The sequence below is a fragment of the Lonsdalea populi genome, assembly GCF_015999465.1.
Lineage (GTDB): Bacteria > Pseudomonadota > Gammaproteobacteria > Enterobacterales > Enterobacteriaceae > Lonsdalea > Lonsdalea populi.
The window spans coordinates 2,408,126-2,421,731 of the sequence record NZ_CP065534.1; the positions used below are offsets into that span (position 1 = coordinate 2,408,126).

8 protein-coding genes and 4 pseudogenes are annotated in these 13,606 nt (G+C 51.5%); 6 read left to right on the forward strand and 6 right to left on the reverse strand.

From position 1 onward, the window contains the following. Positions 1–6: 6 nt before the first annotated feature. Both I6N93_RS10625 and I6N93_RS10630 read left to right on the forward strand, forming a co-directional pair. A pseudogene (locus I6N93_RS10625) lies at positions 7–339 on the forward strand (IS3 family transposase); the annotation flags it as partial. 82 nt (positions 340–421) lie between these two features. Next, positions 422–673: pseudogene (locus tag I6N93_RS10630) on the forward strand (IS30 family transposase); the annotation flags it as partial. Positions 674–788: 115 nt separating this feature from the next. Here the strand turns inward: I6N93_RS10630 and I6N93_RS10635 are convergent. Further along, positions 789–1,883, reverse strand: coding sequence for a PDDEXK family nuclease (locus I6N93_RS10635; RefSeq protein WP_085690239.1), 1,095 nt, complete (start codon positions 1,881–1,883; stop codon positions 789–791). A gap of 517 nt (positions 1,884–2,400) precedes the next feature. Between I6N93_RS10635 and I6N93_RS10640 the strand changes: the two genes are divergently transcribed. From I6N93_RS10640 to I6N93_RS10660, 4 genes and pseudogenes are all read left to right on the forward strand, one after another. Continuing rightward, positions 2,401–3,516, forward strand: a complete 1,116-nt coding sequence (locus I6N93_RS10640; protein ID WP_085690241.1) for a DUF2971 domain-containing protein — start codon at positions 2,401–2,403, stop codon at positions 3,514–3,516. Positions 3,517–4,012: 496 nt separating this feature from the next. Continuing rightward, a pseudogene (locus tag I6N93_RS10645) lies at positions 4,013–5,276 on the forward strand (tyrosine-type recombinase/integrase). A gap of 176 nt (positions 5,277–5,452) precedes the next feature. Then, positions 5,453–6,587 (forward strand): annotated as a pseudogene (locus tag I6N93_RS10655) (IS3 family transposase). Between the two features lie 418 nt (positions 6,588–7,005). Continuing rightward, entirely contained in the window at positions 7,006–7,923 is a 918-nt protein-coding gene (locus I6N93_RS10660) for a Gfo/Idh/MocA family protein (protein WP_085689842.1), read from the forward strand. Here I6N93_RS10660 and I6N93_RS10665 read toward each other — a convergent pair. The 5 genes from I6N93_RS10665 to xdhA all read right to left on the reverse strand — a co-directional run bounded on the left by I6N93_RS10665 (position 7,903) and on the right by xdhA (position 13,426). Further along, positions 7,903–8,088, reverse strand: a complete 186-nt coding sequence (locus I6N93_RS10665) for a hypothetical protein (protein WP_146741330.1) — start codon at positions 8,086–8,088, stop codon at positions 7,903–7,905. The genes I6N93_RS10660 and I6N93_RS10665 overlap by 21 nt on opposite strands. 4 nt (positions 8,089–8,092) lie before the next feature. Next, positions 8,093–8,737, reverse strand: coding sequence for a LysE family translocator (locus I6N93_RS10670; protein ID WP_085689834.1), 645 nt, complete (start codon positions 8,735–8,737; stop codon positions 8,093–8,095). Beyond that, complete coding sequence (locus I6N93_RS10675; protein ID WP_085689832.1) at positions 8,724–9,563, reverse strand: formyltransferase family protein; 840 nt, start codon at positions 9,561–9,563, stop codon at positions 8,724–8,726. The genes I6N93_RS10670 and I6N93_RS10675 overlap by 14 nt, the downstream gene beginning before the upstream one ends. A 91-nt stretch (positions 9,564–9,654) precedes the next feature. After that, on the reverse strand, positions 9,655–11,994 hold the full coding sequence (xdhB, locus tag I6N93_RS10680) for a xanthine dehydrogenase molybdopterin binding subunit (protein WP_085689831.1): 2,340 nt from the start codon (positions 11,992–11,994) through the stop codon (positions 9,655–9,657). Beyond that, the gene (gene xdhA / locus I6N93_RS10685; protein WP_085689828.1) at positions 11,984–13,426 is read right to left on the reverse strand and encodes a xanthine dehydrogenase small subunit; all 1,443 of its coding nucleotides are present in this window, start codon (positions 13,424–13,426) and stop codon (positions 11,984–11,986) included. Before xdhA ends, xdhB begins: the two co-directional genes overlap by 11 nt. Positions 13,427–13,606 lie beyond the last annotated feature (180 nt).

Consider the following 13,606-nt stretch of genomic DNA (forward strand, 5'->3'; position numbering starts at 1 on the left):
ACCGGGATGCTTACAGTATGGCGGAGAAAACCGGAAAGTGAAGTGATAGTGCATAGCGATCAAGGCAGTCAGTATGGCAGCGACGACTGGCAGCGTTTCTGCCGGGCTAACCACCTCACGACGAGCATGAGTCGGCGTGGGAACTGCTGGGATAATGCGGTCGCGGAGTCGTTCTTCAGTTCGCTAAAAAAAGAGCGTATCAGAAAACGGATCTACAAAACCCGCGCGCTGGCCCGGGCCGATATCTTCGATTACATTGAAGTCTTCTACAACCGGGCCCGGCGCCACAGTCATCTCGGCGGCGTCAGTCCGGAGGCCTTCGAACAGGCCTCGTCGTGAGGACAGTATATGTCTACCGCGGCAGGGGCAGTCCATAAATGACTCTGAGGTGTCTGTTAAACCTGTGGCGATTCAGACCAGCCACACCCGCTTTACTGTAGCCACAGATATTCAGGTTTACTTCTGCGATCCTCAATCCCCCTGGCAACGCGGCTCCAATGAAAATACGAACAGATTGCTCAGGCAGTATTTTCCAAAAGGAACTGACTTATCAGTTCACAGCCAGCAAAGACTAAACAGTGTTGCCAGGCAGCTCAACGAAAGGCCAAGAAAAACGCTAGACTATGAATCACCCGCAGAGCGTTTTAACCAATGTGTTGCATCCATCAGTTGAACTCACAGCGAAAAGCGGAAGTTAATCTTGCGTTTGTATCCACTCCCTTGAGTTATAACGAGTGGATTATAAAGTTTCTACTAAACTGATAGAGATTCACTTGGCGATAATTTTTTCATCCCCCATTAACAATATCTGCAACTCTCTTTGCGCAGGACATAGGCGACTGAACAATATCTGGACCAGAAATTCTAATACTGTGAATACCTATTTCATTGAGACTTGCATCTATGGCCTTATCTTTTGCAATAGCTTCCGGGGTAGAGTGATGTGCTACCGAGTCACAAAACACAGCAATCCTATGTTCTTCAAAGAAAAAATCAGCTTCGGTAATTGTCTTGGCCAAATTCTTTGTTCTGACCCCGTCCTCCCACATGGAGTGTAAGGATGGGAAGCTACTACCATCTTTAAATATATGCATCTGAATTTTTGGTCTTAAATTAAAACTGTGCATAGCCTGCAAGAGGAACAACTCAATAGGGGAGTCACAACCCCATATTTTAATTGGTTCAATATTTATAAATGGTTTGAAATATCGACTGAAGCGAAATTTTCTATAATCATTTAGAATGGTTCTGGAATCGCCTAGTAAAGCTGTACACATGCCTGGGTCACAGACATCTTGCTGGGAGTATTTGGATGAAAGAAAGTAACTTTGATATACAAAACCGACAGTATCAGAAAAAATGTTTTCATTTACAGGTATATTACCGATAGCAAATAAACCAAAAGCGTTAGAAAATGGATTGTACCCCATGTAATGCGGCTGCCCATCCAGAACTCTACTTAGATCAAACTGCTCAATCCATTTGATACTTATATTTTCGGGCAAACCTTTCTTTTGGGCAGGCCTTATCGATATGTGGTAAGGCAACCCGAATAATTTACCATCCTTTTCTTCAAATCCATAGCAACAAACGACGACATTAATCATCTGAAAATCATCGCCACGCTTTTTATAAAAATCGATGGCCTCTTTAGATGGGTTCACACCAAATAAAGGAACCCCATCTTTTTTTTCTGTTGAAAGGTTGATCACCTCTTGTTCGATCGGTTGAACCCCATCTAGGTCGAAAATATCATTAAATAAAAACTGACCTGTTGATTTTTCTAAGTCAATATAAAAAGGCTCTTCAGGTAAGCAGCGATATCTAGGCAAGCCTAAAAGTTCCTTAGGCCTGTTTTCAATATCTTTTGGTGATGCGTTCATGTCATTCATTTCCTCGTAAACTCACTAAGGCATGTGTTTATAAATACACACTGATTGAGTTATCAACCCGCAAAACATAGCTTTTTAAAGAAGGGATTTTTAGACGTATACCAAATTACAGTATCAAATTCAAGATGTTAAGAGATTTAGTGATTGTTTTAGCATATGTGCTTAGACTATCATTAGCTAAAGACATTGTGTCAGGTTTCTGAAGCTACTTTTTTCACAGATCATCACTGATGAAGGAGGATTGCGCTAAGAATGTACTAGGCGATTATGACCTGCTGCCTAATGTTTGATGCAGTGCGGGCTTAACAACTTCCGCTCCTGGCACAGAGCCGCCATCTGATACGCCACAGGCGGCTATGAGCGAACAGCGGACTCTCTGTTTGCAACAAAGAAGTATTTTCATGCTGATCTTTACACTATACTTACCGAAGATTAGGATATTAGTCATATAAAAAGACAAGTTGTTTTACATGGCAATCATTAGTTATGATATTTTTATGGGTGAAACATGTATTTATTCAAATATTATCGTCCTGATTTTTTCTTCGATAAAGCCATTCGTTACAATGAATTATATTTCTCTGCTAAATCGCAATTAAATGACCCAAATGATTTGAATATAGATTATCGCTTTGATAATGATTTGAGATTTTGGGATATTTTATTACGCTCGTCATGTGAGTACTCTTATAAGAATTTGACTCACATATTGGATTTTGGTGACCTTAAAGTTCATAAGGTATTAAACAAAATATTTAAAGGCAAAAAGATAAAAGGTGACCTTGAGTCACTTGATGCCCTTTTTGATATGCATACCAATGAGATTCTCAGTATTTTATATGAATATCTACTGCCTCTGGAAGATACTGACACCGTCATTTATGAAAATGAACCTAACCCAAAGCAGTTTTTAGCAAAACAATGTGAAATTGGCATTAAAGAACGGTTGTACAAAAAAATAATCCCAGCAGTTTTTAGTGTATCTTTTTCCAGCAAAGCGTTAGAACGTATGATGTGGGCGCATTACGCCGCCGGTTTTAGTGGCTGTGTAGTGATCTATAGCACTCAAGAGTTTACGTCCCAAAGTAATAATATAAGGATGCAACTAAAAGATAATTTATTTTCTAAAGATCTTATTAGCTTTCCTATTAAGCCTATTACGTATAGTAATCAATCTAAAGAAATATCAATTCTAGATCCAACCTCAAATATTATTGAGTTAATTTTAACTAAAAATAAATTCTGGAAATATGAGTCAGAATATCGAATGTTTGTTCCTGAGGGAAATACGGGGATTGGTGGCGAGAGGGATATCAAAGACAGTGTAAATCGTAATACAGGGCATGTTTTTCATCATGAAACAAGTGCCATGCAGGGGATCATATTTGGACCTCGAATGAGTAAGTTGAAGAAAGAAGAAATCTGGCAAGTCATAAAATCTAATGTGATGAATACAAATGCGAAATTATTTTATTTTTTTGATGCTGAACTATCTCAATCAGGAAAAATTAATATTTCAAATGGGCAAGTAGCACAAATGACCCAAGGTTATGATTTATACAAAACTGACCTAACTCAGCCTGAATTAATTCATGTCATGAATATGTTGGGAATTGTTAATTAATAATTAGTTAATCAATAAACTGACAAGGCTAATTTATTTAAATTATTATTCTGCAGGAGCCGATAACAGACCTATACAATCCGCTTCTGGCACTGAGCTGACTTTTAGATCTCTTTGAACATAGTTCCACTCAGGCAGACTCTTCGATGCCCGCTCTAACTACGTTTTCCTTTCAGGTAACGATCACCAGCTATAGTAGAGCGCTCAAATCAGTTTTGCGAACCCCACAACTATTGGTGGTCATTCTGGTGGTCTTGACAGAAATAAATTTCTGATTTAGCTTACTTATTAGCCAGTTATTGGCAAAGGCGATCCCAGTCAGAGGAGCCAGATTTTAGTATCATGACATCCCAGTGAGTCCTGATACGTTTGAAAAACAAGAAGTTATCTTTACCCGGTTATCCTGATAAGGACGACCGGGTTTTTTGACATCCATAGTTTTTGGGGGGCTTAATCGGGGGCCTCACGGTTCGTTGAGAAAATGGAGCCCCCCGCTATGGCATTAACCGATACCGCTATCCGCAAGATCAAACCCTCCGATAAATCCTTTAAACTGGCAGGCAGTTCAGGACTGTACCTGCTGATCAAACCCAACGGCTCAAAACTTTGGTACATGAAGTACCGCATCTATGGCAAAGAGAAAAAGCTGGCCTTTGGTCCCTACCCGGGTGTTTCCCTGTTTAAGGTGCGTCAGCTACGCGATGCCGCACGCGCTAAAGTGCGTGAAGGGGCCGATCCTGCCGCTGATAAGAAGCTCGCGCAGCAGAAAAAGAAAAACGGGCAGACATTTCGCCAGATCGCCATGAACTGGCACGCCGATCACCGGCGCTGGTCTGCGCATTACGCAAAAACCATCCAGCGCAGACTGGAAATGTATGTTTTCCCGGATGTCGGGGACAACCTTTATCGATCAGATCACGACGGCGGATCTGTTACTCACCTTGCGTAAGGTGGAGAGTAAAGGCTTTCTGGAAATCACCGCGCGGCTAAAAGACTACGTAACGGAGATCATGCGCTATGCGGTGATAAAGCAGTTAATCAAATCGAACCCGGCGCTGGATCTGGACGGTGAATTTACGCCTCCCGGAAACCAGCCACTACCCGGCCCTGCCGCTTAAGAAGCTGCCCGAACTGTTATCCCGGACGGACAGTTACTCCGGCAGGTTGCTGACCCAATATGCCCTTAAGCTGTCGCTGCTGTTTTTCGTGCGCTCCATCGAACTGCGCTTTGCCCGCTGGAGTGAAATCGACTGGCAGCAGAAATTATAGGTAATCCCGTAAGAACGGGAGCACATCGAAAACGTGCGTTTTTCTCATCGTGGCACAAAAATGAAAACGCAGCACATCGTTCCTTTATCCGAACAGGCCATCGCGATCTTAAAGCAAATTGAATCGCTCTCCGGTCATCTGGCGTTTATTTTTCCCGGCGAATACGATCAAGATAAATGCATGAGCGACAATACCGTTAACAAGGCGCTGCGCGTGGTGGGCTACGATACCCAAAAAGACGTCTGCGGCCACGGCTTCCGGGCGATGGCAGTGCTGCACTGAGTGAGTCGGGATTGTGGACGAAAGAAGCGATTGAAAAACAAATGAGCCATCAGGAAAGAAACAGCGTTCGTGCTGCCTATATTCACAAGGCTGAATATCTGGAAGAGAGGATCAAGATGATGCAATGGTGGGCGGATTATATGGATGCGAATCTCGACGGGTATATTTCACCCTATCAGTACGCCGCGCCCCTGAAAAACGCATCGTAATAAAAATAAAGGACTTTGTTTTCCTGATAATAATAAATGGGAAACCTCCCTTTGTCCCTGTATAGGGGCAAAGTCAATTACAAGACCCATATCGCTGTAGTTTCACAATTACAATTGTGGACTGACCCCACCCCGGTAGACGATCCTGCCCTATAGTTTGAGCATAGGAGAAGCGTATGGGCACACCACGATTTACACCTGAATTTAAAGAAGAGGCTGTCCGTCAGATCACTGAACGTGGCTATTCCGTTGTTGAAGTTTCCGACCGCTTGGGCGTTTCAGCGCATAGCCTTTACAAGTGGCTGCGCGCCATCAAACCGGATAACAGCGAACAGCATGCTCGGGACCTGCTGGAAGCCAAAAGCGAGATCCTAAAGCTTCGGGCGCAGCTGAAACGCACTGAAGAAGAACGAGATATCCTGAAAAAGGCCGCGCGGTACTTGGCAAGGGAGCCCGACTAAAGTACCGCTTTATCAATGAGCACCGCGCTGTATGGGGTGTCATGAAGATGTGTCGGGTACTGAACGTCGCACGGGCCGGGTTCGCGTGGCTGCATAACCCTGTCTCCGCTCGCGACAAAGACCACCAACGCCTGCTGACGCTTATCCGAGATTCGTATGCGCTGAGCGGCGGCGTATACGGCTACCGGCGGGTTCACGGCGATCTGAACGAAATCGGGGAAAGCTGTGGTAAAAACCGGGTGGGACGTATCATGCAACGGAACCGGATAAAAGCCGTTCGCGGTTATAAAGCTCCACGCCGCATAGCCGGCAGGCCTTCTGTCGTTGCCCCTAATCACGTGCAGAGGCAGTTTACCGTGGTGAAACCCAATCAGGTCTGGGTAACGGATATCACCTATATCCGTACCTGGCAAGGCTGGTTGTATCTGGCGGTGGTTATCGACCTCTTTGCCCGTAACGTGGTGGGCTGGTCAATGAAACCAACGCTGTCACGAGAACTGGCGCTGGACGCACTAATGATGGCGGTATGGCGGCGAAAACCGGAAAGTGAGGTGATAGTACATAGCGATCAAGGCAGCCAGTATGGCAGCGACGACTGGCGACGCTTCTGCCGGGCTAATAACCTTGCGCCGAGCATGAGCCGGCGCGGCAACTGCTGAGCGTCAATGCCGTAGCAGAGTCGTTCTTCAGTTCGCTGAAAAAAGAGCGTATCAGAAAGCGTATATATAAAACCCGCGATCTGGCCCGCGCCGATATCTTCGATAACATTGAAGTGTTCTACAACCGGGCCCGGCGTCACAGCCACCTGGGGGGCATCAGCCCGCAGGCCTTCGAACAGGCCTCGCCGTGAGGACAGAATGTGTCTACTGATGTGGGGTCAGTCCAATTTTGGTTAGAGCGTCATATCAAAACGGCTAACTTTTTGCCTAATTAGGGCCTTAATAAAACACAGAATCAACGCCCCTCAATTTCCTCGAAAAATAGCTCCCGCCTATGGAATCCAATAATAATCGAGCGCATCATCCCCGCCATCCTGCGGACGGTTTTCAGCAACGCGGTCCTGCCGGGAACCGGCGGCGAAGATGCCGTACAACTTGTCTCTCCCGCCCGATTGAGCGCCCTGACCACGAACCGCGTCCGTCGAAAAGCTCGCCCCCCGGCCACCGCCACGGGCCCCCGCCGATAAACGCCGGTGATGAAGCCACGATATGGCAAACCGTCGGAAAATGGCTGATGATACTAAATCACCAATTTTTTGGGACGCAAACATGAAAAAATTACGCATTGGCGTGGTGGGTTTGGGGGGGATTGCACAAAAAGCCTGGCTGCCGGTTCTGTCCGCCGCGACCGACTGGCAACTGGAGGGGGCGTTTTCGCCCACGCGCGAGAAAGCGTTGCCCATCTGTCACGCTTATCGTCTGCCCTACATCAGCTCGCTTAGCGAACTGGCGAAACGGTGCGACGCCGTGTTCGTCCATAGTTCCACCCGAACTCATTATGCCGTGGTCAGCGAACTGTTGCGTCAGGGCGTCCACGTCTGCGTCGATAAACCGTTAGCGGAAAATCTCGACGAAGCGGAAAGACTGGTGGAGCAGGCCCACAGCAAAAAGCTGACGCTGATGGTCAGCTTCAACCGCCGGTTTGCCCCGCTGTATCGCCAGCTGAAAGCCTGTTCGACCGACATGTCCTCGCTGCGTATGGATAAGCATCGCGGCGATAGCGTCGGTCCGAACGATGTGCGTTTTACCCTGCTGGACGACTATCTGCACGTAGTGGATACGGCGCTCTGGCTGGCGGAAGGGCAGGTCAACCTGCAGAGCGGCAATATCATCACGAACGAAAAAGACCAGATGATCTATGCGGAACACCATTTCACGCGTCAGGATCTACAGATAACCACCAGCATGCATCGTCAAGCCGGCGGTCAGCAGGAGTTCATCCAGGCCGTGTCGCGCGGCGCATTACTGCGCGTAACGGATATGCGGGAATGGTGCGAGAACCGCGGAGACGGCGTCGTTTTCCGGCCTGCGCCAGACTGGCAGAGCACGCTGGAACAGCGAGGGTTCGTCGGGTGTGCGCAACACTTCATCGACTGCGTTCAAAACCAAACCGCGCCGGAAACCTCCGGCGAACAGGCGTTGGTCGCGCAGCGCACGGTGGAAAAATTATTGCGCCGGCAGGCTTGATGGCCCAACGCGGCGCACGCGGGCGTGAGCGGAAAAGTGGGGCCGGGACGGCATCATCGCTAGCGTCGACGCCTCTTCGTCCGAGCCCGCCAGCCCGGCCCCGGCCAGACGTGTTGACGTACTTGAAATGCAGTGGGCGAACGCTTTCGCCATGCTAAACATCATAGGCTTAGGCCGCATAGGGATAAAAAAACGTCGTCGCCGTTTTCCATATCATCACGAGACCTAATAGTATCAGGATAACGCCCGGTAATTTCCTCAACAAAAATTCAATGCGCTCAGAATGAAGGCGTTTCGCTCGCGCCATGAGGCAGCAATAAAAAATATTAAAAAAAGTAGCGCCCAGGCAAAAAAGAGCGCCAAGAACAAGAATTAAATATTTAGGACTATCATGATGAATAAATTGTGGAAAAAACGACACAAAGAAAATGCCGACTTTAGGATTAAGCACGCTGACGATGAGGCCGTTAAAAAGGAAGGATCCTGATTTTACTGGATCCTTATCCTTACTCGACCCCTTAATATCGACGGCGGGGGATGAATATATTCCATACCCCATCCAGATAAGATAAACCGCGCCGGCTAATTGGATCACCGAGTAAAAAAGCGGCATCGAGACGATCAACGCCGTCACGCCGAGCCAGGTCAGCAGCACATAAAAAAAGTAGCCGACGGCCAAGCCCGCGGCAGAAAGGAATGCGGCTCGCCATCCGGAATGTTGAAAACTTCCGGCGACATAAACGACATCGGCACCGGGAATGGCATTAATCGTCAAGCTGGCGGTAAAAAACAATAACCAGTTAACATCCAGCATGAATCGCTTCCTCTTTCATATTCAAGAACCGTTGCTCTGAAATTTCTTGTTTTTCTGATGTAAAATCTTTTCTCATAAATAGCGGCCCTGGTTGCTGGTTCTGATGCAACAGAGCATCCGTTAAGGTGAATGTATTTTCCTTCGATAAATAGTCGTACATCAGCTGAAATGCTAATAAATAAGACTCCCCTTTTATCGCCCAGATGGACTCTTGCTCCCATAAATGACTGATTTTTTCGCTCCTGATGATAGGACCGGTGTCTATACCTGCGTCGATATAATGAATCGTCGCGCCTGCCGCATTTTCCAAGGCCTCCGGACTTTCCAGAGCGGCGATTTGCTCGATAGCATGCATTCCCCTGGCGAAGGGTAAAACGGCGGAGTGCGCATTAATGATCTTGTTGTTAAAAAAACCCAGCCAACACGGTTTCAGCATAATATCAAGAAACACCATCGCCCCGTCGGGTGAATGTTTTGATATCTGTTCCCGGTGCGTGTCCAAAAATCGTTCTGATAACGTCTTTGTATCGACAAGATATGCGGATGAAAGAGCATGTGACTGCGGCACGCCGTATTTCTTCGCGAGGTAAATTTCAGCTTGGCTTAATCCGCCATAGGCCTTTTTTAATAACGCAACATCGTCGTCGGTGATCCTTGCCCTCTTCGTCAGCTCGGCATGCACATTCGTTAACGTGGATTTATCCAGATTGCGCGCATTGCGTACAATCCACAGTATGTCTTCGTCTTTCAGTTTCTCGTGAAGAAAACTGGTATGAAAAAATGTTTCCGTTATACAAATTATCATTTTAACGCCTTCCCTATACATTCCATTCCGCCCAAGTCTCTTTGCGCGCGTTTTTTCTCTGTTGGTTGATTACTCTCTTCGCCTGCCTGGGCAGGCGCGCCCTTCCCTGATATCAGGATGCCTGCAACGCTCGCCATACCCGTTCCGGCGTGGCGGGGAGATCAAGCAGACGATGCGGCCGCCCGTCCCGATGGGCGACGGCATCTTGCAGCGCGCACCAGACGGACATGCCCAGCATAAACGGCGGTTCGCCGACGGCCTTGGAGCGGAAAACGGTTTCTGCGGCGTTGTCCGCATGAGGCAGTAGCTGCACGCGAAAATCATGGGGGATGTCCGCTACCGTCGGTATTTTATAGGTCGCGCCGGTGTCCGTGAGCAAACACCCCTGCTCGTTCCACACCAGTTCCTCGGTGGTTACCCAGCCCATGCCCTGCACGAACCCGCCCTCCACCTGCCCGAGATCCAGCGCCGGATTCAGGGAGGCGCCGGCATCATGCAGAATATCGACCCGCTTGACCCGGTACTCGCCGGTCGACGTATCCACCACCACTTCCGCACAGGCCGCGCCATAAACGAAGTAGTAGAAAGGCTCGCCGCGCCCCGCCTCACGATCGTATTGGATGCCCGGAACCCGATAGTAGCCCGTGGCCGACAGCGGCACCTGATTGACCCACGCCAGATGCGCGACCTGCGCGAAGGTTAAATGCTGATTGCCCGCCCGCGCCACGCCGTTGTGGAACGCAACGTCCGCCGGGGAGCAGGCGTAAAGCCGACACAGCAGTTCGACCAGCCGCTGCTTGATGATCTCCGCCGCCTGCTGAGCCGCTTTACCGTTCAGGTCCGCGCCGCTGGAGGCGGCGGTCGGGGAGGTATTCGGCACCTTGCCCGTGTGCGTGGCGGTAACCTGAATCGACGCGATATCGATTTGCAGCACCTGCGCCACAATCTGCGCCACTTTGGTATTGAGTCCCTGCCCCATCTCGGTTCCGCCGTGGTTCAACTGCACGCTGCCGTCGGTATACACCAGCAGCAACGCGCCGGCCTGATTAAGAAAGGAGGCGGTGAACGAAATGCCGAATTTAATCGGCATCAGCGCCAACCCTCGCCGCAGCGTGGGATGCCGGGAATTAAACGCCCCAATCTCCGCGCGGCGTTGGCGATAGGAAGCGCTTTGCTCCAGCCGTTCGGTGATGTCGTTCAGCCTGTTTTGCCTGACCGGCTGGTAGTAGTGGGTCACATTGCGATCCGTTATCCCGTAATAGTTGCGCTTGCGGACCGCCAGCGGATCCAGATGCAGCGTGCGCGCGATGTGTTCGATCACCTGTTCGACGGCCGCCATGCCCTGCGGTCCGCCGAAGCCGCGAAACGCGGTATTGGAGACGGTATGCGTCCGGCAGCGGTAGCCGGTGATGAGCGCGTCTCCCAGATAATAGGCGTTGTCGGCATGAAACATGGCGCGGTCGACAATCGAGCCCGAGAGATCCAGCGAATGGCCGCAGTTGGCCGCCAGATCGATCTTGACTCCGCTGAAAACGCCGCGTTCATCGACGCCCACCTCGTAACGCACGAAAAAGCCGTGGCGCTTGCCGGTAATCCGCATATCGTCACGCCGCGACAGGCACATCTTGACCGGTCGCCCCGTCACGCTCGCGGCCAGCGCGCACAAACAGGCGACGCCCGCCCCCTGCGACTCCTTACCGCCGAACGCGCCGCCCATTCGGCGCATTTCCACCGTCACCCGGCTTTGGCTGACGCCGAGCACCGACGCCACCAGCTTCTGCACTTCGGTCGGGTTCTGGCTGGAGGCATAAACGACGACCGTCTGATTTTCTCCCGGGCAGACCAACGCCGACTGCGTCTCCAGATAAAAATGCTCCTGCCCGCCGACGTGAAACCCGCCCGTCAGGCGATGGGCCGCACGGGCCAACGCCGCGTCAACGTCGCCGCGGCGGTGCTCAAAAGGGCGCTCCACATAGTGTTGTTTCTCCAGCGCTTCCTTGACATCCAGAATCGGGGTCAGCACCTCGTAGTCGATCACTGCCGCCTGCGCGCCCCGTCTGGCGGCCTCGCGCGATTCCGCCGCCACGACCAGCACGATCTGTCCCGCATAGTTCACCTCGTCCTCGGCCAGCAACATATCGCCCGGCGCCAATGCGCCGATATCCGGATTTCCCGGTATCTGTCGCCGGGTCAGCACCGCCACCACGCCGGGTACGCGATAGCAAGGCTCGACGTTCATAGACAGAATGCGCGCGTGCGCGTGGTCGCTCAGTCGCGGGCAGAGATGCAGCAGGCCTTCCGGTTCGGGGCGATCGTCGATATAACGCGCTTCGCCGCTGACGTGCCGCTCTGCGCTTTCATGAATGGGACTGTCCCCGACGGCGCCGGGGAGCGGCTGGCGGAATTGCGCTTGCAGCGCGGTTTGTTCAGGCGGTAAGGGACTATGCGACATGGTCTTCGGCCTCCATCTCGTCCGCTTCTCCTTGCAACCCGCCGTCGTAACGCCGCAGCAGGCTTTTGGCGACCTGCATGCGGTATTCCGCACTGGCGCGTGCATCGCTCAGCGGCGTGAAGTCCTGTTCCAGCGCCAGACAAGCCGCGGCTACGGTCGCTTCGTTCCAGGGCTGATGCAACAGCGCCTGTTCGCAATGCGCCGCCCGCCGGGGGATCGCGTCCATCCCGCCGAAGGCGACCCGCGCCTCGGTGACCCGCCCTTGCCGAAACTGCATCGCGAACGCGCCAAATACGATGGCGATGTCGTCATCCGCCCGTTTGGAGACCTTCCAGGCCCTGAAGAGGTCGATCAGCGGTCCACGCGGGATCAGGATCTCGTGGATAAACTCGCTCGCCTTCAGCGCCGTTCGACGGTACGACAGGAAGAAATCGCGCAGCGGCAGCGTGCGCGTGTCCGAACCGCGTTGCAGCAGCAGTTCGGCATCCAGCGCCAGCAGCATCGGGGGGGTATCGCCTATCGGAGAGGCATTGGCGACGTTTCCCCCCAGCGTGCCGCGGTTGCGGATTTGGCGCGAGGCGAAGCGGCGCAAGGCATGCGAAAACGCGGGGATGAGCGTTTCCAGCCGATGTTCGCACTGGGTGAGGCTCATGCCGGCGCCAAGATGGATATAGCGTTCATCCGCCCGCCAGCGCCGCAGCGCGCTCACCTGATCCAGATCGATGACAGGCGTACGATCGCCGGTGGTTTGCGCCGTTTCCAGCATCAGATCGGTCCCGCCGGCCAACAGGCGGGCCTGCGGATAGCGAAGATAACCGTCGGCCAGCTGTGCCAACGTCGCGGGGATAATGCATTCGCGGCCCCCCTCGGCGAGGGTTTCGAGCCCGGTCTGAGCTAGCGCCTGCAGCTGCGCGACGGTCAAGCCTTCATTTCGGGTAAAGCCGTCTTCTATCGGATGCTCGCACAGGCGACGGGCCGCGGCCATGATCGGCCGATAGCCGGTACAGCGGCAAAGATTGCCCGCCAACGCCTGCTCGGCCGCCTTCTCATCCCACCCCTTGCTCTGCTTTTGCAGCACGAACAGGGACATCACCATGCCCGGCGTGCAAAAACCACACTGCGACGCGTGCAGATCCACGACCGCCTGTTGCGCCGGGTGAAGCTTACCGTTCTGCCGCAGATCCTCGACCGTAATCAGCTGCTTGCCCTGCAACGCGCTGACCGGCATCAGGCAGGCGCAAGCCGTCTCGTAGCGCAACCGTCCCTGCTCTACCCGGCCCAGCGCCACGGTGCACGCGCCGCAGTCTCCGGATCCGCACCCCTCTTTCGTTCCCACGCGGCGCCTCCGCCGACGCAGATACTGTAATACGGTCATCGCAGGATCGAGATCCCGTTCAACCACCCGCGCGTCATGCATTAAAAATTGGATCATGCGGTTTTTATCCTGGGTTATAAACGGACGATGATTTATATAAGAGCAATTCCCATACCAAAATAAGAACGGGGTTATTCTAATTTACGCTTCCGAAGGCAAACGATTGCCTTTTTTAAGAAAATGCACATCGTTGATATATCATTTATCAGGCTGATACCGGGGCGTTGACCCGCTTAA

What these genes read in the sequence shown, in the direction of transcription:
- I6N93_RS10665 (WP_146741330.1), bottom strand. Translation starts at nt 8,088, where the DNA reads ATGATGTTTAGCATGGCGAAAGCGTTCGCCCACTGCATTTCAAGTACG.
- I6N93_RS10635 (WP_085690239.1), bottom strand. Translation starts at nt 1,883, where the DNA reads ATGAACGCATCACCAAAAGATATTGAAAACAGGCCTAAGGAACTTTTA.
- I6N93_RS10660 (WP_085689842.1), top strand. Translation starts at nt 7,006, where the DNA reads ATGAAAAAATTACGCATTGGCGTGGTGGGTTTGGGGGGGATTGCACAA.
- I6N93_RS10640 (WP_085690241.1), top strand. Translation starts at nt 2,401, where the DNA reads ATGTATTTATTCAAATATTATCGTCCTGATTTTTTCTTCGATAAAGCC.
- I6N93_RS10670 (WP_085689834.1), bottom strand. Translation starts at nt 8,737, where the DNA reads ATGCTGGATGTTAACTGGTTATTGTTTTTTACCGCCAGCTTGACGATT.
- xdhB (WP_085689831.1), bottom strand. Translation starts at nt 11,994, where the DNA reads ATGTCGCATAGTCCCTTACCGCCTGAACAAACCGCGCTGCAAGCGCAA.
- xdhA (WP_085689828.1), bottom strand. Translation starts at nt 13,426, where the DNA reads ATGATCCAATTTTTAATGCATGACGCGCGGGTGGTTGAACGGGATCTC.
- I6N93_RS10675 (WP_085689832.1), bottom strand. Translation starts at nt 9,563, where the DNA reads ATGTATAGGGAAGGCGTTAAAATGATAATTTGTATAACGGAAACATTT.